Origin of the sequence: Bradyrhizobium daqingense, from assembly GCF_021044685.1 — a bacterium.
Lineage (GTDB): Bacteria > Pseudomonadota > Alphaproteobacteria > Rhizobiales > Xanthobacteraceae > Bradyrhizobium > Bradyrhizobium daqingense.
The window spans coordinates 1177942-1201980 of record NZ_CP088014.1 but is presented as its reverse complement, the minus strand read 5'-3'; the positions used below and the strand labels follow the sequence as shown (position 1 = coordinate 1201980).

General features: G+C 65.4%; 25 protein-coding genes and 1 tRNA gene. 16 read left to right on the top strand and 10 right to left on the bottom strand.

Translation table 11 applies throughout. The features are described 5' to 3' along the window. Window positions 1-294: 294 nt before the first annotated feature. Complete coding sequence (locus LPJ38_RS05580; protein WP_145630177.1) at window positions 295-777, bottom strand: response regulator; 483 nt, start codon at window positions 775-777, stop codon at window positions 295-297. Window positions 778-809: 32 nt separating this feature from the next. On the opposite strand from LPJ38_RS05580, the gene LPJ38_RS05575 reads away from it, so the two are divergent. From LPJ38_RS05575 to LPJ38_RS05560, 4 genes are all read left to right on the top strand, one after another. Further along, window positions 810-1085 (top strand): hypothetical protein, encoded by a 276-nt coding sequence (locus LPJ38_RS05575; RefSeq protein ID WP_145630178.1) that lies wholly within the window; start codon window positions 810-812, stop codon window positions 1083-1085. 499 nt (window positions 1086-1584) lie between these two features. Then, complete coding sequence (locus LPJ38_RS05570) at window positions 1585-2283, top strand: Crp/Fnr family transcriptional regulator (RefSeq protein WP_208750506.1); 699 nt, start codon at window positions 1585-1587, stop codon at window positions 2281-2283. 150 nt (window positions 2284-2433) lie between these two features. Beyond that, window positions 2434-2811, top strand: a complete 378-nt coding sequence (locus LPJ38_RS05565; protein ID WP_145630180.1) for an Hpt domain-containing protein — start codon at window positions 2434-2436, stop codon at window positions 2809-2811. A 154-nt stretch (window positions 2812-2965) separates the two neighbouring features. Beyond that, the gene (locus LPJ38_RS05560; RefSeq protein ID WP_145630181.1) at window positions 2966-3214 is read left to right on the top strand and encodes a hypothetical protein; all 249 of its coding nucleotides are present in this window, start codon (window positions 2966-2968) and stop codon (window positions 3212-3214) included. Between the two features lie 49 nt (window positions 3215-3263). Here the strand turns inward: LPJ38_RS05560 and LPJ38_RS05555 are convergent, their stop codons facing one another. Then, on the bottom strand, window positions 3264-3884 hold the full coding sequence (locus LPJ38_RS05555) for a helix-turn-helix domain-containing protein (RefSeq protein ID WP_145630182.1): 621 nt from the start codon (window positions 3882-3884) through the stop codon (window positions 3264-3266). 333 nt (window positions 3885-4217) lie between these two features. On the opposite strand from LPJ38_RS05555, the gene LPJ38_RS05550 reads away from it, so the two are divergent. Then, complete coding sequence (locus LPJ38_RS05550) at window positions 4218-5381, top strand: hypothetical protein (RefSeq protein ID WP_145630183.1); 1164 nt, start codon at window positions 4218-4220, stop codon at window positions 5379-5381. A gap of 36 nt (window positions 5382-5417) precedes the next feature. On the opposite strand, the gene LPJ38_RS05545 is transcribed toward LPJ38_RS05550, so the two are convergent. Beyond that, window positions 5418-5609: a hypothetical protein gene (locus tag LPJ38_RS05545; RefSeq protein WP_145630184.1), complete on the bottom strand. Its 192-nt coding sequence runs from the start codon at window positions 5607-5609 to the stop codon at window positions 5418-5420. A gap of 425 nt (window positions 5610-6034) precedes the next feature. On the opposite strand from LPJ38_RS05545, the gene LPJ38_RS05540 reads away from it, so the two are divergent. Then, entirely contained in the window at window positions 6035-7249 is a 1215-nt protein-coding gene (locus LPJ38_RS05540; RefSeq protein WP_145630185.1) for an EAL domain-containing response regulator, read from the top strand. A 756-nt stretch (window positions 7250-8005) separates the two neighbouring features. On the opposite strand, the gene LPJ38_RS05535 is transcribed toward LPJ38_RS05540, so the two are convergent. Beyond that, window positions 8006-8866: a DMT family transporter gene (locus LPJ38_RS05535; RefSeq protein WP_145630187.1), complete on the bottom strand. Its 861-nt coding sequence runs from the start codon at window positions 8864-8866 to the stop codon at window positions 8006-8008. A 161-nt stretch (window positions 8867-9027) separates the two neighbouring features. Between LPJ38_RS05535 and LPJ38_RS05530 the strand changes: the two genes are divergently transcribed. Beyond that, window positions 9028-10389, top strand: coding sequence for an aminotransferase-like domain-containing protein (locus tag LPJ38_RS05530; protein ID WP_231088578.1), 1362 nt, complete (start codon window positions 9028-9030; stop codon window positions 10387-10389). On the opposite strand, the gene LPJ38_RS05525 is transcribed toward LPJ38_RS05530, so the two are convergent. From LPJ38_RS05525 to LPJ38_RS05510, 4 genes are all read right to left on the bottom strand, one after another. Continuing rightward, a complete protein-coding gene (locus tag LPJ38_RS05525; protein WP_145630189.1) occupies window positions 10386-11000 on the bottom strand; it encodes a GDYXXLXY domain-containing protein in 615 nt (204 codons plus the stop codon). The two genes, LPJ38_RS05530 and LPJ38_RS05525, sit on opposite strands and share 4 nt — an antisense overlap. Further along, the gene (locus tag LPJ38_RS05520) at window positions 10997-12268 is read right to left on the bottom strand and encodes a DUF2157 domain-containing protein (RefSeq protein ID WP_145630190.1); all 1272 of its coding nucleotides are present in this window, start codon (window positions 12266-12268) and stop codon (window positions 10997-10999) included. The genes LPJ38_RS05525 and LPJ38_RS05520 overlap by 4 nt, the downstream gene beginning before the upstream one ends. 324 nt (window positions 12269-12592) lie before the next feature. Beyond that, window positions 12593-13108 (bottom strand): nuclear transport factor 2 family protein, encoded by a 516-nt coding sequence (locus LPJ38_RS05515; RefSeq protein ID WP_145630191.1) that lies wholly within the window; start codon window positions 13106-13108, stop codon window positions 12593-12595. A 90-nt stretch (window positions 13109-13198) separates the two neighbouring features. Beyond that, window positions 13199-14260, bottom strand: coding sequence for an aldo/keto reductase (locus LPJ38_RS05510; RefSeq protein WP_145630192.1), 1062 nt, complete (start codon window positions 14258-14260; stop codon window positions 13199-13201). Between the two features lie 92 nt (window positions 14261-14352). Here LPJ38_RS05510 and LPJ38_RS05505 point away from each other — a divergent pair, with 92 nt between their 5' ends. The 5 genes from LPJ38_RS05505 (at window position 14353) to LPJ38_RS05485 (ending at window position 19676) form a co-directional block, all read left to right on the top strand. After that, window positions 14353-15255, top strand: a complete 903-nt coding sequence (locus LPJ38_RS05505) for a LysR family transcriptional regulator (RefSeq protein ID WP_145630193.1) — start codon at window positions 14353-14355, stop codon at window positions 15253-15255. 186 nt (window positions 15256-15441) lie between these two features. After that, the gene (locus LPJ38_RS05500) at window positions 15442-15804 is read left to right on the top strand and encodes a MarR family winged helix-turn-helix transcriptional regulator (protein ID WP_231088577.1); all 363 of its coding nucleotides are present in this window, start codon (window positions 15442-15444) and stop codon (window positions 15802-15804) included. Between the two features lie 70 nt (window positions 15805-15874). Then, entirely contained in the window at window positions 15875-16384 is a 510-nt protein-coding gene (locus tag LPJ38_RS05495) for a (2Fe-2S)-binding protein (protein WP_145630195.1), read from the top strand. Next, a complete protein-coding gene (locus tag LPJ38_RS05490) occupies window positions 16381-17367 on the top strand; it encodes an FAD binding domain-containing protein (protein WP_145630196.1) in 987 nt (328 codons plus the stop codon). The genes LPJ38_RS05495 and LPJ38_RS05490 overlap by 4 nt, the downstream gene beginning before the upstream one ends. 41 nt (window positions 17368-17408) lie before the next feature. Continuing rightward, the gene (locus LPJ38_RS05485) at window positions 17409-19676 is read left to right on the top strand and encodes a xanthine dehydrogenase family protein molybdopterin-binding subunit (RefSeq protein ID WP_208750516.1); all 2268 of its coding nucleotides are present in this window, start codon (window positions 17409-17411) and stop codon (window positions 19674-19676) included. Window positions 19677-19768: 92 nt separating this feature from the next. On the opposite strand, the gene LPJ38_RS05480 is transcribed toward LPJ38_RS05485, so the two are convergent. Then, window positions 19769-19858: transfer RNA gene (locus LPJ38_RS05480), tRNA-Ser, on the bottom strand. 134 nt (window positions 19859-19992) lie between these two features. Between LPJ38_RS05480 and LPJ38_RS05475 the strand changes: the two genes are divergently transcribed. Further along, a complete protein-coding gene (locus LPJ38_RS05475) occupies window positions 19993-20856 on the top strand; it encodes an alpha/beta fold hydrolase (RefSeq protein WP_145630198.1) in 864 nt (287 codons plus the stop codon). Between the two features lie 185 nt (window positions 20857-21041). On the opposite strand, the gene LPJ38_RS05470 is transcribed toward LPJ38_RS05475, so the two are convergent. After that, window positions 21042-22181, bottom strand: coding sequence for an ROK family protein (locus LPJ38_RS05470; protein WP_145630199.1), 1140 nt, complete (start codon window positions 22179-22181; stop codon window positions 21042-21044). 331 nt (window positions 22182-22512) lie between these two features. Between LPJ38_RS05470 and rplU the strand changes: the two genes are divergently transcribed. From rplU to LPJ38_RS05455, 3 genes are all read left to right on the top strand, one after another. Then, complete coding sequence (rplU, locus tag LPJ38_RS05465; RefSeq protein ID WP_145630200.1) at window positions 22513-22902, top strand: 50S ribosomal protein L21; 390 nt, start codon at window positions 22513-22515, stop codon at window positions 22900-22902. A gap of 102 nt (window positions 22903-23004) precedes the next feature. Next, complete coding sequence (gene rpmA, locus LPJ38_RS05460; RefSeq protein WP_008538809.1) at window positions 23005-23274, top strand: 50S ribosomal protein L27; 270 nt, start codon at window positions 23005-23007, stop codon at window positions 23272-23274. A gap of 152 nt (window positions 23275-23426) precedes the next feature. Beyond that, window positions 23427-24020 carry a GNAT family N-acetyltransferase gene (locus tag LPJ38_RS05455; RefSeq protein ID WP_167520322.1) on the top strand — a complete coding sequence of 198 codons (594 nt, stop codon included), beginning with the start codon at window positions 23427-23429 and terminating at the stop codon, window positions 24018-24020. The last annotated feature ends 19 nt before the right edge of the window (window positions 24021-24039 follow it).

Here is a 24039-nt window from a genome sequence, read left to right as displayed (position 1 = left end):
GGATATTGAAGAGAAGTTTGCCATTCGGCTGCATGCAAGGGCGCTTTTCGGCAAGACCGGCGCTGCGACACGATGCGGGGGAGGCCTGAGGTGAACGCACCGACGAGAACGCAATGCCGCGCGAGAAAGTCCTTCATGTGAAGGACGATAGGCACGGCCTGCGCGAAGCAGACCAGAGCCGGCCGCAATCGCGAACGACACCGCGACTTTCATTTCGTGCGGCGCCGAGTTCGAGAAAGTTCGTGTTTTCGGTAAACGAACGGTTACCCGTGGTCCGCTGCGATCCGCGCCGCGCTAACCCAGCCGCGCGGGCAAGCTCATCCCGGCATTGGGACGATGCTCCGCCAAGCAATCGTTGATGGCGGCGAGCAGTGCATGCGGCGTGAAGGGCTTGCGCAGGCAGCGCGCGGCACCGAGCTCCAGCGCCATCCTTAGGAAATCAGGTGCGGGCGAATTCAGGTTCGCGAAGGCGTAACCGGACATCGCGATCAGCGGAATGGCGGGCGCCCGGTCGTGGAAGATCCGGATCGATTCGAACCCGCGCATATGCGGCATGAAGACATCGATGATCATCAGATCGAACGGCTCGTGTTTGAGAGCCCGCAATCCGGCTTCACCTCCCTGCGCGATCGTCACCCGAAAATTGTTGCGCTGGAGATAGATCTCGATGGCCATGCACACCATCGGGTCGTCGTCGACAACGAGAATATGGCGCACACCCTCCCCTTCCGTTTGAGCCTCCTGTTTCGGCAATTCAATCATCGATCCGTTGGGCACACCTTTCTCCTTTGGTTTCGATCGACAAATGGATGGTCGCCAATATCAGTGGGGCCGCCGGGAAAACGGAGCCGATGGACGCGGCACACGCGGCGCCATGGTTGAGCAATGCTCGACCGCTGAAAGCATTCGTCCAATGTACGAACATGCGCGGGTCGTCCGATAACACGGATGCAACGCTTCCGGCCCATGAAGCCCCCTACCGCTTTTTCCTGCGCGCCTTTGCAGGACCGGTTGCCCAGACCCAAGAGCGAAACAGCGGCGATTCTTATTTCCGCCGCAAGTGCCGCAGCCTGTCTGCCCTCTAACAGCTATATGGGCACGACACAACCTTTAAAGTATAATCCCATAACCGCGCAACTTAATGACGAGCGTGGATGGGACGCCCGACGGCGCCGGATCGATCGGGCATGGCGGCCACAGCCCGCTATTGCTGCAATTGCTCAATGTCTCATGTGGTCTGCGTTCCCCGCTAGAAGGGCCAGAAACGTCAGGAAGCCTGTCTTGAGCTCAGGCGGGCGCCGTACAGACTGTCTGCTTCGTAAGGTGGATCGATGTCGGTCGATCTCATCTGGTCGACGGAAGGTGATCGAGATCGCAAATGCTGGCCGCGGAGGACGTGAAGCATGCCGCCCCGCACGGCATGCGAACGTGCACATGTCGCAGCATGGAGAACATCCAACGCGCCGCGCTCGGACATATTGTCCCAATTGCCAATATATCCCGACGGGAACATGATGGAATTTGCTCGCAGGGAGCGCTTTCAACGCCGCGCCGTACAGGAGACGGGAGTCAGCTTTGGAAACGATGGTGCGTCCAGCCAACGGTTTCCTCTCCGCGCTGTCGCCAGACGACTATGACCTGATCCGCCCGTATCTGCGCACGGTCGATCTGCCCCACGACGCGGTGCTGGTCGAGGCCGGCGAGACGCTCAAACTCGCCTATTTTCTTCACCGCGGCGTCATCTCGCTGGTGGTGAAGCTCGCCAAGGGCGAGCATGTGCAGGTCGCGATGATCGGCCGCGACAGCCTGCTCGGGACGCTCTCGACCATGGGTGACGCCTGCGCGCTGAACACGGCCGTCGTGCTGGTTCCCGGAAAAGCCTCCGTGATGGAGCTCGATCGGCTGCGCAGTGCGGCCGACCAGAGCAGCAGCTTGCGGAGCTTGCTCACGCGCCATGGCCTGGCGGTCTACGCGCAAGTCCAGCAGACCGCGGGCTGCAATGCCGCCCATCCGGTCGAGTCCCGCCTGTCGCGCTGCCTGCTGCACACCCATGACCTGTCGGGCGAGTCCCGCCTGCTGCTGACCCAGGAGGCCATGGCGCAGATGATCGGGGCGCGGCGCAACAGCGTGTCGCTGGTCGCCAACACCTTGCAGCAGGCCAATTTCATCCATTACAGCCGCGGGCACATCCAGCTCATGAACCTGGACGGCCTGCGCCAGACCGCGTGCGAGTGCTACGCCACCGTGAAGGCGCAATACGACCGGCTGCTCGGCCCGCGCTGAGCCGCAGGCGTGGTAAACTTGCGGCTAACGCCCACCCGCAAACACGAACCGTCCTGCTTGCGGAACTGAAATTCGAATGACCTAGACACGACCTGCCTCGCGCCGATATCGGCCCGCGCGGCAACGAACCGTGATCGGGGCAGGCTAGCCATGTTTGAAGTGACCCTCGCGCCGGCGCAGAAGGTGCTCGATTGCGCCCCGCTGCGCGACCCGAACGCCTACGCGGCGCTGGTACGCGAGATCGGCGAGGACGGAGCCTGCGAGGTGCGCGCCGTGTTCTGGAGCGAGACCAGCGCGCGCCTGCAATTGTTCCGCACGCTTTCGCGCGAGCAGCACCACGCCAGGATCGCGCGCGAGGCGCATTCGCTGAAGAGCGCGGCCGGCACGTTCGGCTATACCAGGCTGGCGGGGCTGGCGCTGCGGCTGGAGAAGTCCGCGGAGACGCTTCACGACGCCGAACTCCGCGATCTCCTGGACCAGATGGATGCCGCCTACGCCACGGCGCGCGCGCAGGAGCCGGAAGGATAGATCCTTGCTCGGCGCGTTTTCGTCACGCGAACCGGCATCCTCGAAAGCGCTCCAACCACCCGCGCGGGTATACCCGCCGTACTTCTACGGCTTGGGATATTCACAGATGGCTAATCATAGGTGGCGATAGTCGCGGGAAACCAGGAGGGTTTTCATGTTCACCTATGAGACTGCGGACCAGAAGGAAGTCCGTCGCTTCCGCATCGCTCAGTTCAACGGCCGGATGGCGACGGTGAAGTCTGGCGAGTCGACGGTGACCGGCTTCGTGCGCTCGGTGCTGGAGCAGGAATCGTGCATCCCTCCCCGCTGGACCATCACGATCATCCCTAACGCGCCGAAGGACGAGCCCAAGCCGCTGCGCCCCGCATCACGCGCGCGTCCCTTCGCCGAGGACTATTTCTGAGTCCATCGGCTTTCGCCCGGGCCGGCCGGGCTCAATGCAATCATCCATCTCAGTCGATCGAATGCAGCAGCGCCGCGCGAACGAGATCCGCGGTGTTCCGCGCACCGAGCTTGCGCATCGCCTCGGCGCGGTGGCTTTCGAACGTGCGCGGACTGATCTGCATCCGCAGCGCGCCCTGCTTGTTCGAATAGCCTTCACTGATCAGCCTCAGCACCTCGCGCTCGCGCTTGGTGAGCCGCTTCTGACCGGACAGGCCAAGCAGTTCGGCGCTGGGCACGCGCTGCGGCACGCGGGCGGCACGCGCCTCAGTGTCGTCGGCCTCGGATGGGACCGGCAGGCTGCTGCCCTTGTGAGGCCCGGCAAGCTGCTTGACGAGGCCGCAGACGCGCTCGGTCTGCGCCAACGCATTCTCCACCACGCGCTGCAAATAAGCGCGATCGCCGGTGACGGGCGCGAACTGATCGCTGTGATGCTTGATCTCGCCCATGTAGAGCAGGAGCGCCGTCAGAGGACCGTTGAGCTCGCGGGCAATGGCGGCGGCCATTTCGTCGGCAGCCTTGGCGCGGGCGGCATTCAGGCGGACGAAATCGAGCTCTTCGACCGGAGCAGTGCTGCTTTCGTACCATTCCGACGGCCGCGAATCGGTGGCCGTATCATTCTGTGACGCCATGTCACTCGTTTACCGAGCCAGGCCCGGTCTGTAGTTAACTTTTTGCTCCGTAAGACTACGGTGATTTCGGCAGTTTTACGCTAAAAGGACGGCACGGGCACAATTTGTGCTTGCGCGAAGCTGGCGCCGGCCCCGCAAGAGTTGAGATGTCCGCGCAAATCCCGAATGGACGGACAGTAAATTCCTTAACGGCCGCCGGCGTCCACCGCCGCCCCCCGGATTTTACGGATTAATTAACGGCGACTTGCTTCTCTAAGGGAGTTGAGAGCGCGCAAATGCCTCCACGCATGGGCCTCCTTGGCCTGCGGGAAACGCTGCAGAAGATTGCGTGCCATGGACGAGATCGATCGGCTGTCGGAATTCCTGCAGAGGCTGACGCCGCTGTCGCGCAGCTGTCTGCTCAGTGAATTGGAGCGGCTCGAGCTGTGCGGCATCGACATGCCGGGCTCGGCCGACGTCCAGTCCCGCCTGCGCGCCGAATTTCGCAAGGACGGATCGAGCCAGGCCCGCGCCACCAGCCCGTCGCGCTATTTCTTCGCACCGCTCGAGCTGCTCCTGATCGACGGCGCGCCCGAGCATGCCAATATGGGACGGATCTCGCGCAACACCCTCACCCCGATCTGGGAGTGGATCTGCCGCGACCTGCTGCCGACTATGGCGCGCGACTACGTCAAGGCGATCAACGACCAGGTCGCCGCCAACAACCCGAAGGAAGTGCAGAAGATCGCGGCGGCCTTCCAGGTCAAGGTCATCAAGGTCCTCGAGAACACCCTCGCCTCGCCGGAGAGCGCCGAGATCGCGCGCGGCAAGCTCGCGCAATACACGGCATCGCGCAGCGCCTTCGACGACGTGAGGAAGATGCAGCAGGTGCTGCGCGCCGGCAACGCACTGCCCAAGTTCAACGAAAAACTGCCCGAGAAGATCGCCAAATTCGACGACGGCCAGGTCACCCAGATCACGACGCAACTCGATGCCTTCAAGAAAGCCCATCCCGAGGCGCTGCCTTTCGCGCTGGCTCTGGTGGCAAGGCGCCTGAAGACGCCTTGGCAACTGGTCCGCCTCGCCACCAAGGCCGCCGCGAGCAAGAGCGCCGCGGACGTCGCCGCCGCCCCCTATGCCTGCGTCGTTCCCATGGTGCTCGACCGGCTCGACGACAAGCGTCTGGCGCTCCGGGTCGCGCTCCGGCACAACCGCGTGCTGGTCGCGCGCGATCTGCTCGCCGAGATCTACGACACCGAATATGCGCTCAAGGTCCGCATCGACGGCATCGAGCAGTGCGAATGGGGCGCCCGCCTTCAGCAATTGATGGACGCGATCCAGGCGCTGGTGTCCGCCGAGGTCAGCCGCTTCCCCGCCAATGTCGGTCACATTCTCGGATCGCGCCGGCTGCGCAGCCACGATACGCTCGGCGGCAAGCTGACCCAGCTCGCCTGGAAGGGACGCGACGCGATGCAGGACGGCGCAGCGGCGTTTCGCAAATTGATCGGGCAGACCTGATGATCGCGCAGCCTCTCTTGCGCGACGCGTTTGGCTTCAATGCGCGCGCGGCAGACACAGGAAGCGATCGAGAAATCGCCCCGACAGCACGAATCTGAACCACCAATACATCACTCGCCGCGTCGTCATCGCTGCAATCCTCGACAGCCCCACCACCGGCTGTGTCGAGCCATAGCGCAGGCGCAGCAACGCACATGTGATGTGCTTCACATTCGTGTCGTCAGGCACGGACGCAGTGTCGCAGAACTGTCGCGAGCGAAAGAGACATATGCGCGCGCCCTGAATGAGCGCTTTTGCTCTCACATCGTGCGGCCAAGAGGCCGTCGGCACCGCGCAACACCAAAAAAGCCGCCGGAAATTAATCCTCAACCGGCCTTGTCATTGCAGCGAAGTGACATGCAATCGCATCGCTCGATGCATGATGCTGCAAGCCCGCGCACGCGTCGATCCCGCGCACGAAATTACGCATGCGCCGGCTGTCGTTGCGCGTGCGGTGTCCGAGTATGCAAATTCTTTTCGAAGAATCTTCCGAAAAATTAGCTCGAATTGCAGAGCTTAACGTTACTCAAATAATTCAACAACGATGTGAAGCTCTCCTTATTTGAACCCACGCTCCGCGTTTAAGAAACCGTCACGGAACGGGAGTGGTGTTGATGAACGATGGGATTGTTGAACTCGTCGGACGAAGGCCTGTGACCTTCGGACGACGAAAGGTGACGCCGCGCGCCTGCGTGGCGGACAGCAAGCGTCACTTGCGCGCTTTTCTCAGCGAGGTGCTCGAGGATCTTGGCTTCGTCACCAGCGAATGCGCCAGCGCGGACGAGCTGCAGAGCGTGCTCGCCACCGAATTGCCGGACCTGATCCTGCTCGGCGTCGCCACCGACGGCATCGAGCCGAGCAGATTCCTGGAGATATTGGTGCGCGAGGGCTTTGCCGGGAAAGTTCTCGCGGTCGGCGCCCGTGAATCGATCATCGTCAGGGCGGTGCGGCAGGTCGGCGAGGAATATGGCCTTGCGATGCTGCCGCCGCTGACCACGCCCTTTGCCGCGGAGACGCTGCGCGAGCGTGTCGCGATGCTGCTGCCGGAAGAGCCGGCGCCGAGCCCGGCGGTGCATGTCGGCGAGGCCCTGCATGCCGGCTGGCTGGAGCTCTGGTACCAGCCGAAGATCGACGCGCGCACGCTGGTCCGCAGCGGCGCCGAGGCGCTGGTGCGGATGCGCCATCCGACCTGGGGCGTGGTGCCGCCGGCCTATTTCATTCCCGAGGAGCACGATCCGCATCTGCGTGACCTCTCGGAATTCGTGATCGATCGCGCCATGCAGGACTGGCACTATCTGCTGGAGCAGCAGACCCCGGTCGATCTCTCCATCAACCTGCCGGCGTCCTATCTGAAGGAGCCGCAGGCGGTGCGCGATCTCTGCCGCCGCGTGCCGACGCATCCGGCCTTCGGTGGGCTGACGGTCGAGATCGACAGCGAGGAGGCGATCGGCGAGCTCGATCTCCTGACCGAGGTCGCGCGCGAAGTCGGCCTGCACAATATCGGCCTGTCGATCGACAATCTCGGCGCCAACTGGCCGTCGCTGATGGGTCTGGACAAGATTCCCTTCGTCAAGCTGAAGGCGGACCGGCAGTTCGTCACCGGCAGCGGCGGTGACCGGCTGAAACGCACGGTGTGCCGCCACATCGTCGAATTGGCGCAAGGATACGGCGCGCGCGCGGTCGCTCAGGGCGTCGAAAGCCGCGCCGACCTCGTCGCCGCAAACGAACTCGGCTTCGACCTCGTGCAAGGCTTCCTGTTCGGCAAGCCGATGCCGCTGAAGAAGTTCGCACGGAGCACGCTGACGCGGACCGTGATGGGGAGCGCGTGAGGGGCGGCCTCACGCGAACCGTCGCGCGACGACGACGAGCGTGGTCGCCGCGATCACCTTCGGGGGAAAGCTGGTGCTCCTAGCGACAGACCCAGGCGCCGTTCACCAGCACCCGGGCGCAGGTCGGCGCCGCTACGGCCGCTCCTGCGGCTGCTGCACCGACGGCCGCTCCACCGACGACGGCACGGCGCGTCGTCCGGCGCGCGACGCCAGCGACGCTCGCTGGGGTCGCCGGTCGCCCGACGCGAGCCTCTGCGCTCTGAATCGACCATGAAAGACCATCCTCTGGCGACCACTGCACCGAGCTCGTCGCTGCGCAGAGAATAACGGCGCCGGCCAACCAAAGATGAGTTCCGTGTCGCATGACGTCCTCCTTCGCTCCAGTTTGTGAACAAGCCATTTCGCGTTTCGGATCTTGCCCGCGCCCGTTAGAGGTGGCGAGAGCGGGTCGACGATTAATGTTCACGACGCCACTCCCCAGCTACACTGATGTCGAGAGTTCAATCGGCTATGGACACTCCGCATGATGGGCTGACTTCTGTCGGTCGAGCGACGATGTCGGTCACCGCCCCATCCGTAAAGAAAGCAGAAGCTACCGGCCAAGCCGGTATTGTACCGTCGCCGCGAAATAGGCGCGCGATGTGCAAAGGAGATAACTGTCTTCGTCTAATGGCACACGGCGCGCTGGAACAGACGTTGATCTAGATCAACACGGGTGGCCCGAAATGCCTGGTCAGGAATTGCGCTGCATCGAGCTCACGCAAATCGGCGCGCGAAGAAGACACAGGCGACCACGAGCGCGGTCGCCGCGATCATGCTCCAGGCGACGGGCTCGTGCAGCAGGAAGCCGGCGAGCGCCAGACCGAAGAACGGCTGGAGCTGCTGCAGCTGGCCGACACGCGCGATGCCGCCGATCGCAAGCCCGCGATACCAGAAGATGAATCCGACGAACATGCTGAAGACGGAGACGTAGGCGAGCCCGATCCAGGCGGGCGCGCCGATGCCGCTCCAGGTCGGCGGCCAGCTCCAGGCCGCGACCGGCACCATCAGCGGCAGCGCGAGCAGCAGCGCCCAGGAGATCACCTGCCAGCCGCCGAGCCGGCGCGACAGCGCGGCACCCTCGGCATAGCCCAGCCCGCACAGAACGATTGCGGCCACCATCAACAGGTCCCCGGCGAGCGAAGCCGCGCCGCCGTCCGACAGGGCGAAGCCCGCCACGGTGGCGCTGCCGAGCACGGCGAACAACCAGAACAAGGGCTTCGGCCGCTCGCCGCCGCGCAGCACGGCAAAGATCGCGGTCGACAGCGGCAACAGGCCGATGAAGACGATCGAACGGGCCGAGGTGATGTGCTGGAGCGCCAGCGCGGTCAGCAAGGGGAAGCCGACCACGACGCCGAGCGAGACGATGGTAAGCGAGGCGAGATCGCCGCGTTGCGGCCGCGCTTGCCGGAGCAGGCCCAGCACGGCGACGCCTATCAGCGCCGCGATCACCGCGCGCGCGGACGTCAGGAACAGCGCCGAGAAGCCGCCGACCGCCACACGCGTCGCCGGGAGCGAGCCGCTGAAGATGATGACGCCGAGGAGCCCGTTGCCCCAACCGCTGGCCGCAGATTGCATATCCGTCCTGTCCTTCGGGCGGCGATCCTCGTCCGTCAGCGATGGCGAGGCCAGCGACAATCCAGTACAATCCGACAAAACTGTACGGGTATGGAAGGCAATACAGCTTGGACGGCGGGACACCAACGAAGGGGCGGAGCGGAACGCGGACCCTTGATGTGATGAGCGCGATCCGCGCCAAGGTCGCCGAACGCGCGCTCAATGCCGGCGACCGCCTGCCGTCGATCCGCAGCCTTGCGGCGACGATGAAGGTTTCGCCGTCCACCATCGTCGAAGCCTATGACCGCCTCGCCGCGGAAGGGCTGATCCGCGCCCGCCGCGGCTCGGGCTTCTACGTTGCGCCGTCGATCATGCCGCCGCTTGCGCTGGCCGAGGTCGAGCCGCGCCGCGACCGGGCGGTCGATCCGTTCTGGGTCTCGCGTCAGTCGCTCGATGCGGATGCGGTCGTGCCGAAGCCCGGCTGCGGCTGGCTGCCTCCGGAATGGATGCCGGAAGCGGCGCTGCGACGCGCCGCCCGCGCGCTGTCCCGCACCGACGCCAGCGTGCTCACCAATTACGGCAGCACGCGCGGCGCCATGGCGCTCCGCCGGCTGCTGCTCGCGCGCCTCGCCGAAGATGCGATCGAGGCATCGACCGACCAGCTCATGCTGACGGGCTCCGGCACGCAGGCGACCGATCTGATCTGCCGCTTCCTGCTGCGTCCCGGCGACACCGTGCTGGTCGACGATCCCTGCTACTTCAACTTCCGTGCGCTGCTGCGGGCGCATCAAGCCAGAATCGTCAGCGTCCCCTACACCCCGACGGGACCGGACGTGACGCGCTTCGAGCAGATCCTCCGCAGCGAGCGGCCGCGGCTCTACATCACCAATTCGGCCCTGCACAACCCGAGCGGCGCGACGCTGTCGCTGCAGACTGCGCACCGGCTGCTGACCGCGGCCGCCGCGCACGACCTCACCATCATCGAGGACGACATTTTCGGCGACTTCGAGCCGGAGCGCTCACCGCGCCTTGCGGCGCTGGATGGGCTCAATCGCGTGATCCGCACCGGCAGCTTCTCCAAGACGCTGTCGGCCTCGGTGCGCTGCGGCTACATCGCCGGGCGTGCCGATTGGATCGAGCATCTCGTCGACCTCCAGGTCGCCTCCAATTTCGGCGGGCCGAGCCCGGTCGCGACCGAGATCATCGCCAAGGTGCTGGCCGGCGGCAGCTATCGCAAGCACATGGACGAGCTCCGCCAGAAGCTCACGCGCACGCGCCGCGACGTCGCGCGAAAGCTTCAGGCGCTGCGGATCGAACCCTGGCTGATGCCGCGCGGTGGCTTCTTCCTCTGGTGCCGCCTCGCGGGCGGTCTGGATGCCACCGCCGTCGCGCGTGCTGCACTCGAAGAGGACGTGGTGCTGGCGCCGGGCAACGTCTTCAGCGTAGCGCAGACGGCGCCGGATCTCATGCGGTTCAACGTGGCGCATATGAACGATGCGCGCGTGTGGGACGTGCTGCGGCGGGCGCTGAAAGCGAGTGCCTAATACAACGGCTCCTCATAGACTGGCTCGCCGTCGAGCAGCAGGCGCTTGATGGCGGCGCGGCCGGAGGGCAACACCGCAGCGACGATGCGCAGCTTCTGCTGGTTGCGGGCGTCCTCGAGCTTCTTGCCCTCACCCTCGGGCACGAAATAGCTTTCGAGTCCGTATTTGATCGGCAGCTTGTCGCAGAACCGGCGCCGATCTTCGCCGCAGGACCCGCCGTAACTACCGACGCGGCCGCGGATCAGCACTTGGGGCGCGGTGACGGCGACGGGCTCGGCGTGCACGGAGACCGCCTCGTAAAGGCCTTTGGCATTGGGCGCGAGCTTAACGAAGACATCGGGATGGCGCGCGTCGGCGGGCTTGCCGGCGAGTGCGCCGGCCGGCACTTGCGAGATGTCGTAGCTGAGCACGACGTAATCGCCGCGCAGCAGATCGCGCGGGTCGACCGGCTGCGTCTGCAGGGTCACCTCGGTGCCTTCGCGCAGGATCTGCATGCGATCGGCGACCATCAGCACCAGCAGCGCGCATTGAACCAAGACGGCGACAGCGAACAGCACGGCTTTCGGAATACGCTGCCAGAGCCTTGTGACGGATGTGACAAGCTCGATCATCGCGCGGCCCTCGGCAGCATGCGGTTGAGTGCGGTTGCAAAGGCAACGGCGACGAGGCCGGCCGCGGCGAGAAAGACCGAGCGGTGCAGCAGCGAGCCTTTCACCGCCCAGGTGATGCCCGTGACCACGCCGGCAATGCCGAGCCAGCCGGCAAGGATGCGCGGGCGCACGTCATCGAGCATGCCCGAGACGACGAGGCACAGCATGGCGCAGAGCAGCGCGGCATAGGCGAGCCAGGGCTCGCCGGCTTCGGCAGCCGGCCAGAGCGGCGCGGCGAGCAGCACCAGCCCGATCGCGCTGGCCGCCAGGACTTCACCGGCGCGCCTGGTGATCGCTGCGGATGCGAGCGCCAGCACCACGCCCGCGACCCCGCACAGGATCGCCCAGATCGGCTGAGCGGGCACCGTCTTGGTGCGGATGCGGAGGATGTCGTCGGCGGTGGTCACCTCGAGGCAGGCAACGGCGGCCAGCGCAAACGCGCCATAGACCGACAGCACGTTGCCGAGAACGAGCGCGCGCGGCGACCGCGTGGCGGCGATCGCCAGCCCGGCACCGAACACCAGGGCCGCTCCGTTCGCGAGCAGAAAGGACTGCTGGGCACCATCGAACTCGAAGCGCAGCGAGGTCGCGATCCACCACGGCAGCAGCGCGGTCGCGACGAGATGCGCCGCGACGCGCGAATTCCACACGAAGGCCGTCGCGGCGGCGATCAGCCAGACCGCCACGAACGGCAGATGCAGCGCATCCGGCGTGTCGGTCGTCCGCATGCAAGTCCAGATCGAGGCAGCCACGAGCCCGACCGCGAGCGCGCCGCGCGAGCCGGTCAGCAGCGCGCCGGCAAAGGCGCCGATCGACCACAGCAGCATGCCGCCGGCAAAATCCTCGCCGAGATGATACATCTGGCCGACCAGCGCGATGCCCGCGCCGAAAACAATGGCGCCGATGCTGGCGCAGAGATCGGCGAGCACGGTGCGGCCCCTCGCGGCGAACCACGCGCCGAGGCCGCCGGAGACGATCATGCCGGCGAGCAGGATCGCAAACCGCAGCAGCCGCGCGATCTCGGTCCAATGCGCCGCGACGAAGGCGAGGAAGGCTGCCGCGATCAAGAGGCCGCCGACGATGGCGACGACGACGGCGATGTTGATGCCGGCGGGAAGCGGCGGCAACGCATTGCGGATGGACGCGGCAGAAGCCGGCGCGATCACGCCATCGGCCTCCCATCGCGCAAGATCGGCTTCGAGGCGCTGGCGGTAGGTCTTGTCAAACATCGTCCTGGAATCACCTGGCACCCGCCGGATGGCGGGACCTTGCTAGGTCGGATCGTGCGGGACGTGGGTTCAAGAGGGCGGCTCGAGGCCGTTTTGCGGGGCTTGGACAACATGAAAGTCGAAAACAACCCCATGCACAGTAGACGATGCCAGCAATATCAATGGCTTACGCAGGCGCCTCAACGAGCATGCGTCGGGCACCATCCGAGCGGGCCAGGTCGGGTGATGCGGCGTCTGGATCGGCCCCCGGAAGCGTCCGGCAATGCGGCGACTTCGCCATGAATGGAGCGGCCGCATCGCCATCATGTCAGCGTGCAGCCGGCGCTATTGCGCCGGCGAGGGAATGCGCCGCAGGACATCATCATAGGGTGCGAGGTCGAGATACGCCGTCACCTCCGCCGCCTTGCCGTCCTGCATGCGCATGATCCACGCATAGCTGTTCGCGTAAGGCTTGCCGTCGCGCGCCACGCCGCTGCCCTCCCAATGCGCGATGACATGGTCGCCATCGGCAAAGATCCTCACGCTTGTCGGACGCACCGGCGTCGACAATCGGCTCGCGAACGGGCGCACCGCGCGATCCACGAACACATCACGCCCTCGGAATTCGCCGGCGCTTGAGCCCGATCCCTTGATGCGCCAGACCGCGTCGTCGTGCAGCAGGTCGTTGAAGAAGCTGGTTCCTCCCGCCGCCCACCGATCGAATGCATCGGTGACGATCCGCTTGTTGTCGTCCTGCACGGAATTGGCCTGTCCGCAGGGCGCCGCCGTGGTCAGGGTGGAGGCCGTGACGATGACCGCGTAGACGCACGCTGCAAGTGCGCGGTTGAGCATGGTTGCCATTGGTGTCTCCCTTTCTGGTGCAAAATGTCGTCTGCCCCGAAGTGATGCACGCGCGGGTCGGCCAGACATCGCCGACTTGTTGTTCAGGATTTATCCGCGCCGGGCGACTGTGGCGCCGCCGAAGATGAGCTGCTCGACCATCGGCCGGCGCAGGAAACGGCCGGGAAAGATCGGCTCCGGCGCGGTCGCCTGGTCGAGGCGCGCCATCTGCTCAGGCGATAGCGAAATCCCGACGGCGCCGAAATTGTCTTCGGCCTGCTGCAGCGTGCGGGCCCCGATCACCGGTGCGCCGACCGCAGGATTTGCCAGCGTCCAGGCGATGGCCACCTGCGAGGGCGTCGCACCGAGCTCGGCGGCGACGGCGCGCACCATCTCCGCCGCGTCCAGCGACCGCTCGTTGAGCAGGCCTGACGACGCGATGATCGAGGCGCGCGTCGTTCCGACGCCGCGCTCCTGTGAATCCCTGAGATCGGCCCGGGTGTACTTGCCGGTGAGCACGCCGCCGCCGAGCGGCGACCAGGGCAGCACGCCGAGGCCGAGGGCGGCTGCCAGCGGAATAAGCTCGTGCTCGACGGTGCGCTCGACCAGATTATATTCGATCTGCAGGGCGACGAAGGGCGACCAGCCGCGCAGCTCAGCAAGAGTCTGCAGCTGTGAAATGCGCCAGGCAGGCGTGTTGCAGATGCCGACATACAAAACCTTCCCGCTGCGCACGAGATCGTCCAGGCCGCGCATCACTTCATGCGGCTGCGTCGTCGCATCCCAGCCGTGGAGGTACAGCAGCTCGATACGGTCGGTGGCGAGCTGCCGCAGGCTCTGCTCCACCGAACGCATCATGTTGAGCCGGTGGTTGCCGCCCGAATTGGGATTGCCGGGATCGCGCGCCATGGTGAACTTGGTCGCGAGCACGAGACGATCGCGCTTGTCGCGGGCGAACTGGCCGACCAGGCGCTCGGACGCGCCGTTGGTGTAGTTCACGGCGGTGTCGATGAAATTGCCGCCGCGGTCGACATAGAGGTCGAAGATCCGCCGGGCCTCATCGGGGTCGGCGCCCCATCCCCATTCGGTCCCGAAGGTCATCGTGCCCAGGGCGAGCGGGGATATGCGCAAACCGGAGCGGCCAAGCAGGCGGTATTGATCAAGTGCGGTCATCAGAGCCTCCATCCGATAGCCGGGAGATAGCCCTGCGCGGCACGTGAGATAAGTTGGCCAATGATGACCGGGGTGGTAAGCTATACTAACCAATGGCCACCGATCTCAATCTCGTCGCCGTTTTCATCGCCGTCGCGGATGCCAAGAGCTTCCGCCGCGCCGCCGACCGGCTGGGGGTGACCCGGTCCGCCGTGAGCCAGGCTATCCGGCGCATGGAGGACCAACTGGGCGTGGCCGTCGTCCAGCGCACGACGCGCAGCGTCAGCCTCACCGAAGCCGGCCTGCGCCTGCATGAGCGCGTGGCGCCGGCGGTCGCCGAAGTCGAACAGGCGATCAACGGCGCCCGCGACCGCGACGCGCAGCCGACCGGGCAGCTGCGCCTGGCCGTGTCGTCGATCGCCGAGCGATTCATCCGCGGCCCGCTGCTGGCCGAGTTCACGCAAGCGAATCCCGGCGTGCAGGTCGACGTCAGCGTGACCGACGAGGAATTCGACATCGTGGCCGAGGGCTACGACGCCGGCGTCCGGCTCGGCGAGGTGATCGAGCAGGACATGATCGCCGTGCCTGTTTCAGGCGATCAGCGCCAGCTCGTCGTCGCCGCGCCGTCCTATCTGCAGCGCTTCGGCACCCCGTCTCACCCGCGCGAGCTTCCACAGCATTGCTGCATCGGCTGGCGGCCCGCGCCGCACGTCGCGCCTTACCGCTGGGAATTTGCCGAGGACGGGCGCGAGTTCGACGTCGCGGTGGAGCCACGGATCACGACCAACGACATGTGGGTGATGGTGCGCACCGCCTGTGCCGGCGGCGGCCTGACGTTTGGCATGGAGGAGACGTTCCGCCCCTATATCGAGCGAGGCGAGCTGGTGCCGGTGCTGGAGGACTATTGTCCGTTCTTCCGCGGGTTCTTCCTCTACTTCCCCGACCGGCGCAATCTTCCGCCGAAGCTGCGGGCGTTGATTGATCATGTGCGGTATCGGTCTGGCGGAAAGAGTTAGCGGCTGGAGCAGTGTCTGCCCGACGCTCTGCCGGGGACGCATCCCTGCAGCAACAATCGCTGTTTCCTGCATCCATCTCTGGCCCCGAACGGCCGAACATGTTTTGTTGCCGCCATGCCTGAGCCAACCCGAGACCAAGTCGAGCAACTGACGCGCGCGTTCGGACGTTTCACGCGGCGGTTCAAGGTGGCCGAGGCGGTGGCTGCGGCCGACAATGCGCTCAACGCGCTCGACGCCCAGACCCTGATGTTCATCGCCGAACATCCCGGTTGCGGCATGGGCGATGTCGCGCGCTATCTCAATGTCGCCATGACGACGATGTCCTCTGCCGTCGATCGGCTGGTGAAGAGAGACCTGGTCGAGCGTCGCCGGCCCGAGGACAATCGCCGCGCGGTGGCCCTGAGCGCCAACGACAGGGGGCGCCAGGTGGTCGAGGAGCAGATCGAGGGTTACCGGCAGGCGTGCCGGACCATGCTCCGGGCGCTGGACACGTCCGAACAGGATGAACTGATCCGCCTGACCGAAAAGATTGCCGACAACGAAACTTGAATAGTACGAAGTTCGTATTATCTTGTGATGGCTGCCGGAGCTTGAGCTTGGCCCAGAGATGGAGGCATCGATGGCTATCGTCGTCAACGGAATCGCACATCCTCCTCCCGACGACCCCAGAATGTCCCTGCTCGACCTGCTCCGGGAGCGCCTCGGCCTGACCGGGACGAAGCTCGGCTGCAACCAGGGCGGCTGCGGCGCGTGCACCGTCATCATCGACGGCGTGCGGGTGCTGTCGTGCCTGACACTGGCCGTCCAGGCCGATGGCCGCGAGGTGCGCACCATCGAAGGCCTCGCCCCTCAAGACGGCGAGTTGCATCCGCTGCAGCATGCCTTCATCGAACATGACGGCTTCCAGTGCGGCTATTGCACGCCGGGCCAGATCTGCTCGGCGATCGCCATGATCGAGGAATTGCGTCGCGGCGATCCCAGCTATGTCACGGCCGACCTCGCCGAAGGCCCGACAGGCGCACGGCGCCACGAGATCCGCGAGCGCATGAGCGGCAATCTGTGCCGCTGCGGCGCGCACAACGGGATCATCGATGCCATCGAGACGCTGATGGACGGAGAAGCGGCATGAGACCCTTCGCCTATCAGCGCGTCGCCGACCAGGATGCGGCGCTGGCTGCCGCGGCCTCAGGAGGCGCCCGCTACCTCGGTGGCGGCACCAATCTCGTCGATCTGATGCGACAGAACATCGAGGCGCCGCAGGCGCTGGTCGATGTCTCGCGCCTGCCGGCCGAAATCATCGAGCTGCCTGATGGCGGCCTCAGGATCGGCGCGGCGGTGCGCAACAGCGCGCTGGCGGCGCACCCAACTGTGCGTGCGCGCTATCCGATGCTGTCGCGCGCGCTGCTGGCCGGCGCCTCCGCGCAGATCCGCAACATGGCGACGGTCGGCGGCAACATCCTTCAGCGCACGCGGTGCGCCTATTTCTACGACGCGGCGGGCTCGCGCTGTAACAAGCGCGAGCAGCATGCCGGCTGCGACGCCATCGGCGGCTTCAACCGCTATCACGCGATCCTCGGCGCATCGCCGCATTGTATCGCGACCCATCCATCGGACATGTGCGTCGCCCTTGCGGCGCTCGATGCGACGGTTCATCTCGCCGGCAACGGAGGCGCGCGCAGCGTGCCTCTGACCGACTTCCATCGCCTGCCGGGCGAGACGCCTGAGATCGAGACGGTGCTGCATCCGGGCGAACTGATCACCGCGATCGAACTCACGCCAGGCCCGGCGGCCGCGCGCTCGACCTATCGCAAGGTGCGCGATCGTTCGAGCTATGCATTCGCGCTGATATCGGTCGCCGCCGGTGTCGATGTCGTCGACGGCAAGATCCGGGATATCAGGATCGCGCTCGGCGGCGTGGCCGCCAAGCCATGGCGCGCGCGGCAGGCCGAGAAGATGCTGCTGGGTGAGGCGCCGACGCCGGATCGCTTTCGTGCAGCGGCCGATGCCGAACTGGCGGCGGCCAGCACGTTTGACGGCAATGCCTTCAAGGTCGAACTCGCGAAGCGGACCATCGTGGCCGTGCTCGCTCAACTGACCGGAGCGGACGCATGAGCAAGCTGCAGAATGCGATCGTCGGCGGCGTCCGCGCCGCGATGGGTTACGTTCCCGGCAGCTGGTTGCCGGGCGGCACGCCGGATCCGCTGATCGACAAGCGCGTCAACCTCGGGACGCAGCAGTCGCGCGTCGACGGCCCCGACAAGGTGAAGGGCGCCGCGCGCTTCGCGGCCGAGGTTCCCATGGAAGGGCTGCTCTACGCGGCTTTCGTCCACTCCACGATTGCGCGCGGGCGCATTGCCGAACTCGACATCGCTGCCGCCGAGGCGGCGGACGGCGTCGCGCTGGTGATGACCCACCGCAACGCCCCGAAAATGGCGCTGCCGCCGCCGATCGGCCTGACCAATCTGAAGGCGGCCGGCAACAACATCCTGCCGGTGATGCAGGACGCAGAGATCCGCTGGAACGGCCAGACGGTGGCCGTCGTGCTCGCCGAGACGCAGGAGCAGGCGAACTTCGCCGCGTCGCTGGTCCTCGTCCGCTATGAGGTGGTCGCTGCGCGGACGGACTTCGAGGCCGGCAAGGCAAATGCCCGCACGCCGGATTCGCTTATGATTGAGCGTAACCGGCTGAAGAAGGGCGATGCGGATACCGCATTCAAGACGGCGGCCACTGTCGTCGACGCGGTCTATCGCACGCCCTGGCACAGTCACAGCCCCATGGAACCCCATGCCGCAACCATCCGTTGGGACGGTGACCGGCTGATCGTGCACGACGCCACGCAGATGTTGAACGGCACGGCCGGTTCGCTGGCGAAGGTGTTCGACATCAAGGAGACGCAGGTCTTCGTCAGTTCGCCTTTCGTCGGCGGCGGCTTTGGCGGCAAGGCCCTATGGGATCATCAGATCCTCGGCGCCGCGGCGGCGAAACTCGCGCAGCGGCCGGTCCGGCTGGTGCTGTCGCGGGCCAGCATGCAGCGTCTTGTCGGCGGCCGTTCGCAGACCGAGCAGCGCGTGGCGCTCGCGGCCGACCGCGACGGCAGTCTGCTGGCGCTTCTTCATCACGGCTATTCGGTCAAGCCCGCGCACAGCGTCACCGACGAGGCGTTCACGCTGACCAGCCGCTCGCTCTATGCGGCACGAAGCTTCGACGTCGTGCAGCACGCCATCGACCTCGATTTGCTCGCCAACACTTTCATGCGCGCGCCGGGCGAGGCGCCAGGGACTTTCGCGGTCGAGAGTGCGATGGACGAGCTGGCGCATGAACTGCAGATCGACCCGATCGAGCTGCGGCGCCGCAATATCGGTCACTCCGATCCGGTCAGCGGCGCGCCGCATTCGCAGAGCGACCTGATGCTGGCCTACGACCTCGGCGCCAAACGCTTCGGCTGGGAGCGGCGTCCGTCCACGCCGCGTTCGCGCAAGGAAGGCGAGTGGCTGGTCGGCATGGGATGCGCGTCCGGCTCGTTCCCCTACGTGCGGATGCCGGGCATGTCCGCCCGCATCACGATCGATGGCGATGGTCGCGCGACCGTGGCGAGTGCCGCGCACGAAATGGGCATGGGCACGGCAACCGTGCAGCGGCAGCACGCCGCCGATCGTCTCGGACTTCCGCTCGACAGCGTCACCGTTCGGATCGGCGATACGAGCTTGCCGTTCGGCAGCTTTGCCGGCGGTTCGTCGCAAACGGCGTCGCTTGGCGCAGCGATCAATGCGGCGAGCACGAAGCTTGCCGGCGAACTGCTGCGCCTGGCCGGCAACGACACGCCGCTGGCGGGCCTGCGGGCGAACGAGATCGAGTTCGCCGATGCAGGCTTGCGCAAGATCGGCGATCCGTCGCGGCATGAAAGCTTCGCGTCGATCCTGAAGCGTGCCGCGCGCAGCGACATCAGCGTCGTCGGCGAAAGCTCGGCGCCCCTGGAGGTGCTGAAATTCTCGATGCACAGCCGGTCCGCGATCTTCTGCGAATTGCGCGTCAGCGAGGTGACGGGGGAGGTGCGCGTCGACCGTCTCGTCGGCTCGTTCGATTGCGGCCGCATCCTCAATCCGAAGACGGCGGCCAGCCAGTTTCGCGGCGGCATGATCATGGGAATAGGCATGGCGCTGACGGAAGAGACCCTGCTCGATGAGCGCAGCGGGCGGATCATCAGTGCGTCCATTGCCGACTATCACATCCCGGCCCATCTCGACGTGCCCGACATCGACGTGCTGTGGACCGATATTCCCGATCCCCGCACCCCGATGGGCGCGCGCGGCATCGGCGAGATCGGCATCGCTGGCGTCGCTGCGGCGATCGCGAACGCCGCGTTCAACGCCACCGGCAGGCGCATCCGCGATCTGCCGCTGACACCGGACAAGCTGCTTTAGGCTTGAGCCGCGCAGGAGCTTTCGGGACCACCGGGAAGCGCCATGCCGTTCGGATCGAAGGACTCGCTGTTTTCGGCTGTTTTCGATTTTGATGGCGGAGAGGGAGGGATTCGAACCCCCGATAGGCTTGCACCTATGCCGCATTTCGAGTGCGGTGCATTCAACCACTCTGCCACCTCTCCTGAAGGCGCCATATAGGAGCAGCGGCCCCTGTGGTTGGGGGCGTTAATAGGCGAGGATGGCGGGCCAGACAAGGCGCGAAAGGGGAAAATCCGCTGCCTCTTTCGCCCCCTTCCCCTCGCCTGGAGGAACTCTCATGGAGCATCTCACCGTTTCGGCCAATGGCGCCGATTTCCACCTGGTCCGCACTGGTCGCGGCAAACCGCTGCTTTTGCTGCATGGTTGGCCGGAATTCTGGCTGACCTGGGAGCCGGTGATGGCGCGGCTGGCCGACCGCTTCACGCTTGTAGCGCCCGATTTGCGCGGCTTCGGCGACAGCGACAAGCCCGATGGGCCCTTTGGTCCGGACGGCCATGCCGCGGACATGCTGGCGCTGATGGACCGGCTCGGCATCGACCGATTCGGCGTGGTCGGCCACGACGTCGGCGGCGCCGTGATGCAGCCTCTGGCCCGGCTGGCGCCCGGGCGGCTCACTGGGCTGTTCTTCTTCGATTTCGTCTATCCCGGGATCGGCGCGCGGATGGCCGCACCCGACAGGCTCAACCACATCTGGTACCAGTCCTTCCACCAGATGGAGATGGCGCCTGCGCTGGTCGGTGCCAGCCGCGAGAGCTGTCGGCTCTATATCGGCCATTTCCTGAAAAGCTGGGCACACCGGAAGAACGCCTTCGATGATGTGCTCGACGCCTTCGCCGACAATTTCCTGAAAGAGGGCAATCTCGCCGGCGGCTTTGCGCATTATCGCGCCTCGCATGCCGGGCGCGTCGCGATGATGAAGGGTGAGGCGCCGCGTCTGCCGCCGATCGGCGTGCCGACCTGCGTGCGCTGGGCCGAGCACGACCCGCTGTTTCCCTATGCGTGGACCGATCGGCTGTCCGAGAGCTTCAGCGCGCTCGATCTCAAGATGTTTCCCGGCGTCGGCCACTTCCCGCATCGGGAAGACCCGGATCGCGCGGCCGCGGAGATCGCGGCGTTCTTCGAGCGGATCGGCTGGAGCTGAGGAATGGGGTGGGACCGCCAGACGCGGTAAACACTGGCGGTCCCGATGCCGCTCATTGAAATGCTGACCGTGAAGGGCGGCTTCGCCGGCCAGGTGAGGCGACGATTCGACCCTAGCGTGCGGCGGGCGCGCCGCAACGCAATCCGGTCCTTAACCTAACCGGTCAAGGTTACTGCGCTCGCGCTCTATTTGCTGTCCTTGCCCTTTTTCTTGCCGTTCTCCGTGGAATCCCGGTTTTTTCCATTGCCTCCATTGCCGCTTTCCTTGCGGCGGTTGGTGAAGCGGGCATTGCCGAGGCCGGTGCCGATGGTGAGCACACCCCAGCGGTCGACGTCCTGCATGAATGGCACCTCCGAGAGGCCCTGCACCACGCCGTCATTGTGCATCAGGATCGCGGTATCGTGCTCGCCGATCTGCGGGATCCCCTCGAGCAGGCTCGCCGGCAGGTTGAACTTGCTGCTTTCCCAATTGCCGGGGAGATTCTGCGCGCCCTTCTCGATCGATCCGTCCGGATTGATCACGCCGGGGCAGGCGATACCGATGAACGGCGCGAGCTTGTAGCCTTCGTTCTCGGCTTCGGTGATCAATGCCTTCAGCATCTTGGTCAGCCGCTTCACCGCGCCTTCGCGCGTCGGCTCGTCATCGGCATGACGCCACAGCTCGGAGTGCACGACCTTGGCCTTCGACAGGTCCTTGGCCTTCTTCCAGCTGGTTTCCACCAGGCCGCAGCGGATGTTGGTGCCGCCGATGTCGACGGCGAGGATGCTGTCATGGGCCTCGAAGATCCAGGACGGCGCCAGGTGCAGCGCGCCGATCAGGCCGGCCTCGTCGGGGTGGTGACGGATCGGCAGCAGGTCGATCTTGAAGTCCTCGGATTTGAGGATGATCTCGGCGCGGGCGATCACGAGCTCGCCGAGTCGGGAATCGCGAAAGCCGCCGCCGACCACGATGCGCTCGGTCTTGGCCCAGGCCTTGGTCTTGAGAAAACGGCGCGTGACATAGACGAGCTCCTGGGAGAAATCCTCGATCGCGCTGTGCACCACGGCCGAGGCCTCGACGTCGTCGCCGACCAGGATCGCGTCCAGCGTCTTCTTGTTGATCTCCTCGGTCGGCACCTTGCCGAACGGGTCCTCCCCGGTCTTGCGCAGCGGCTTGCGCCAGCGCTCGAGCACCTCCCGGAACGCGCCCTTGCTGGCGCGGTCGCCGAGGAAGCCGTCCTCGTCCTTGATCTCGATGTTGAAACTGTCGATGTCCACCGAGGGGAGCCGCTCGGCGCCGTGATGGGCGATGCCCGTGGTCGTCTTGACCAGTTCGTCCGTTGCCATGAGAGCCCTGCCCACTTAGCTGTTCCGGCCTGGACAACTGCGGGGGAACCCGTTTGTTGCAATGCCAGTCGAGATTCCGCTGCGCGCTTTCAACGCGGTCAAATCCTTCGAATCCAGGCCTTTTTCGGCGGTTTTCCTTGACTTGGCGCGATCGGCGGCTATAAGTCCCACAGCCGGCGCGGGGCGTTTCTCGCGCCGCTTGTATTTGCGTGGGTTTTCAAAAGGATAACTCCCACCCGCACAAAACGCACATGAACCCGTAGCGACTGACAAAAAGCCGACCCGGACGATGCTCGTCCCGAGGCCGGGATTGAACACGGAGAAAAAAACGATGTTCGCAGTCATCAAAACCGGCGGCAAGCAATACCGCGTCGTGCCGGATGATGTTCTCGAAGTAGGCAAGATCGAAGGCGAAGTCGGCTCGATCGTGCAGTTGAATGAAGTGCTCGTGGTCGGCGGCGACACGCCGGTGCTGGGCGTCCCGACGGTCGCAGGCGCGTCCGTTGCGGTCGAGGTGCTCGACCACAAGCGCGGACCGAAGGTCATCGCGTTCAAGAAGCGCCGCCGCAAGAACTCGCGCCGCAAGCGCGGCTATCGCGACGAGATCACGGTGTTGCGCATCAGCGAGATCCTGACCGACGGCGCCAAGCCCACCAAGGGCCCGCGTCCGAAGAAGGAAGAAAAGGTGGCGAAGGAGCCGGCAGCGGAAGCCGCCGAATAAATAGATTTGATCACGCCAATTCACGAATTGATGCGTGAGAAATCGTGAAATGATTCCGTCAAGGAATTGATCTAGACATACGCAGGATTTCGGAGACGAGCCATGGCTCACAAAAAAGCAGGCGGTTCATCGCGCAACGGTCGCGATTCCAAGGGCAAGCGCCTCGGCATCAAGGCGTTCGGCGGTGAGATCGTCACGCCCGGCAACATCATTGCGCGTCAACGCGGCACCACCTGGCACCCCGGCCTTAATGTCGGCATGGGCACGGACCACACGTTGTTCGCCAAGATTGAGGGTCGTGTTGCGTTCCAAGCCAAAGCCAACGGCCGCACCTTTGTATCGGTGCTCCCGATCGCAGAGGCTGCTGAATAGACGGTGGATCAAATTGGAGTCCGCCGGTCCCGACTGAACCGGCGGAGTCCAAGAGATCGAGAGATCGAAGGCTCCAAGGGGAGGCGGGAAACCGGCCTCCCCTTTTCTTTTGACTTGCTCACTTTGACTTAGTGACTTTGCAGGAGCCGGACATGTTGCAGGATTTCTCGAGCGCGACCTTGGCCGAGGCGAGACCCAGCGTCGTCGCCACCGAGCGGCTGACCTTGCGGCGACCGACACTCGCCGACGTCAGGACCATCGCCCGGCTCGCCAACGACCGCCGCGTCGCGGAAAACACCCGCCGCCTCCCCCATCCCTATTCGCAGGACGACGCGGTCGAATTCATCCGCGCCACCGCCGCGCTCGGCAGCGAGACCGTGTTCCTCATCGAGCACGACACCGGGCCGGTCGGCATGGTCGGCATCGACTGCTCCTCGCCCGACAATGCCGAGCTCGGCTACTGGCTCGGCGTCGAGCATTGGGGCCAGGGCTTCGCCACCGAGGCCGCGCGGGGCGCGATCGACTTCTTCTTCGAGGAGTTCGAGGACGATCATCTCTATGCCGGCGCGCGCGTCACCAACCCGGCCTCGCGCAAGGTGCTGGAGAAGTGCGGCTTCCAGTGGAGCGGCGTGCAGCTGCACCGGTTCCTGGCGCTGGGGTCGTCCACGCCGGTCGATTGCTTCCGCCTGTCACGCGGCGTGTGGGCGTCGCTGAAGAGCTGGAGCAGTGCGCGGCGGGTGAGGTAGGGCGCGCGCCACATACACA

What these genes read in the sequence shown, in the direction of transcription:
- LPJ38_RS05575 (WP_145630178.1), top strand. Translation starts at nt 810, where the DNA reads ATGGTCGCCAATATCAGTGGGGCCGCCGGGAAAACGGAGCCGATGGAC.
- LPJ38_RS05570 (WP_208750506.1), top strand. Translation starts at nt 1,585, where the DNA reads ATGGTGCGTCCAGCCAACGGTTTCCTCTCCGCGCTGTCGCCAGACGAC.
- LPJ38_RS05565 (WP_145630180.1), top strand. Translation starts at nt 2,434, where the DNA reads ATGTTTGAAGTGACCCTCGCGCCGGCGCAGAAGGTGCTCGATTGCGCC.
- LPJ38_RS05560 (WP_145630181.1), top strand. Translation starts at nt 2,966, where the DNA reads ATGTTCACCTATGAGACTGCGGACCAGAAGGAAGTCCGTCGCTTCCGC.
- LPJ38_RS05555 (WP_145630182.1), bottom strand. Translation starts at nt 3,884, where the DNA reads ATGGCGTCACAGAATGATACGGCCACCGATTCGCGGCCGTCGGAATGG.
- LPJ38_RS05550 (WP_145630183.1), top strand. Translation starts at nt 4,218, where the DNA reads ATGGACGAGATCGATCGGCTGTCGGAATTCCTGCAGAGGCTGACGCCG.
- LPJ38_RS05540 (WP_145630185.1), top strand. Translation starts at nt 6,035, where the DNA reads ATGAACGATGGGATTGTTGAACTCGTCGGACGAAGGCCTGTGACCTTC.
- LPJ38_RS05535 (WP_145630187.1), bottom strand. Translation starts at nt 8,866, where the DNA reads ATGCAATCTGCGGCCAGCGGTTGGGGCAACGGGCTCCTCGGCGTCATC.
- LPJ38_RS05530 (WP_231088578.1), top strand. Translation starts at nt 9,028, where the DNA reads ATGAGCGCGATCCGCGCCAAGGTCGCCGAACGCGCGCTCAATGCCGGC.
- LPJ38_RS05525 (WP_145630189.1), bottom strand. Translation starts at nt 11,000, where the DNA reads ATGATCGAGCTTGTCACATCCGTCACAAGGCTCTGGCAGCGTATTCCG.
- LPJ38_RS05520 (WP_145630190.1), bottom strand. Translation starts at nt 12,268, where the DNA reads ATGTTTGACAAGACCTACCGCCAGCGCCTCGAAGCCGATCTTGCGCGA.
- LPJ38_RS05515 (WP_145630191.1), bottom strand. Translation starts at nt 13,108, where the DNA reads ATGGCAACCATGCTCAACCGCGCACTTGCAGCGTGCGTCTACGCGGTC.
- LPJ38_RS05510 (WP_145630192.1), bottom strand. Translation starts at nt 14,260, where the DNA reads ATGACCGCACTTGATCAATACCGCCTGCTTGGCCGCTCCGGTTTGCGC.
- LPJ38_RS05505 (WP_145630193.1), top strand. Translation starts at nt 14,353, where the DNA reads ATGGCCACCGATCTCAATCTCGTCGCCGTTTTCATCGCCGTCGCGGAT.
- LPJ38_RS05495 (WP_145630195.1), top strand. Translation starts at nt 15,875, where the DNA reads ATGGCTATCGTCGTCAACGGAATCGCACATCCTCCTCCCGACGACCCC.
- LPJ38_RS05490 (WP_145630196.1), top strand. Translation starts at nt 16,381, where the DNA reads ATGAGACCCTTCGCCTATCAGCGCGTCGCCGACCAGGATGCGGCGCTG.
- LPJ38_RS05485 (WP_208750516.1), top strand. Translation starts at nt 17,409, where the DNA reads ATGGGTTACGTTCCCGGCAGCTGGTTGCCGGGCGGCACGCCGGATCCG.
- LPJ38_RS05475 (WP_145630198.1), top strand. Translation starts at nt 19,993, where the DNA reads ATGGAGCATCTCACCGTTTCGGCCAATGGCGCCGATTTCCACCTGGTC.
- LPJ38_RS05470 (WP_145630199.1), bottom strand. Translation starts at nt 22,181, where the DNA reads ATGGCAACGGACGAACTGGTCAAGACGACCACGGGCATCGCCCATCAC.
- rplU (WP_145630200.1), top strand. Translation starts at nt 22,513, where the DNA reads ATGTTCGCAGTCATCAAAACCGGCGGCAAGCAATACCGCGTCGTGCCG.
- rpmA (WP_008538809.1), top strand. Translation starts at nt 23,005, where the DNA reads ATGGCTCACAAAAAAGCAGGCGGTTCATCGCGCAACGGTCGCGATTCC.
- LPJ38_RS05455 (WP_167520322.1), top strand. Translation starts at nt 23,427, where the DNA reads ATGTTGCAGGATTTCTCGAGCGCGACCTTGGCCGAGGCGAGACCCAGC.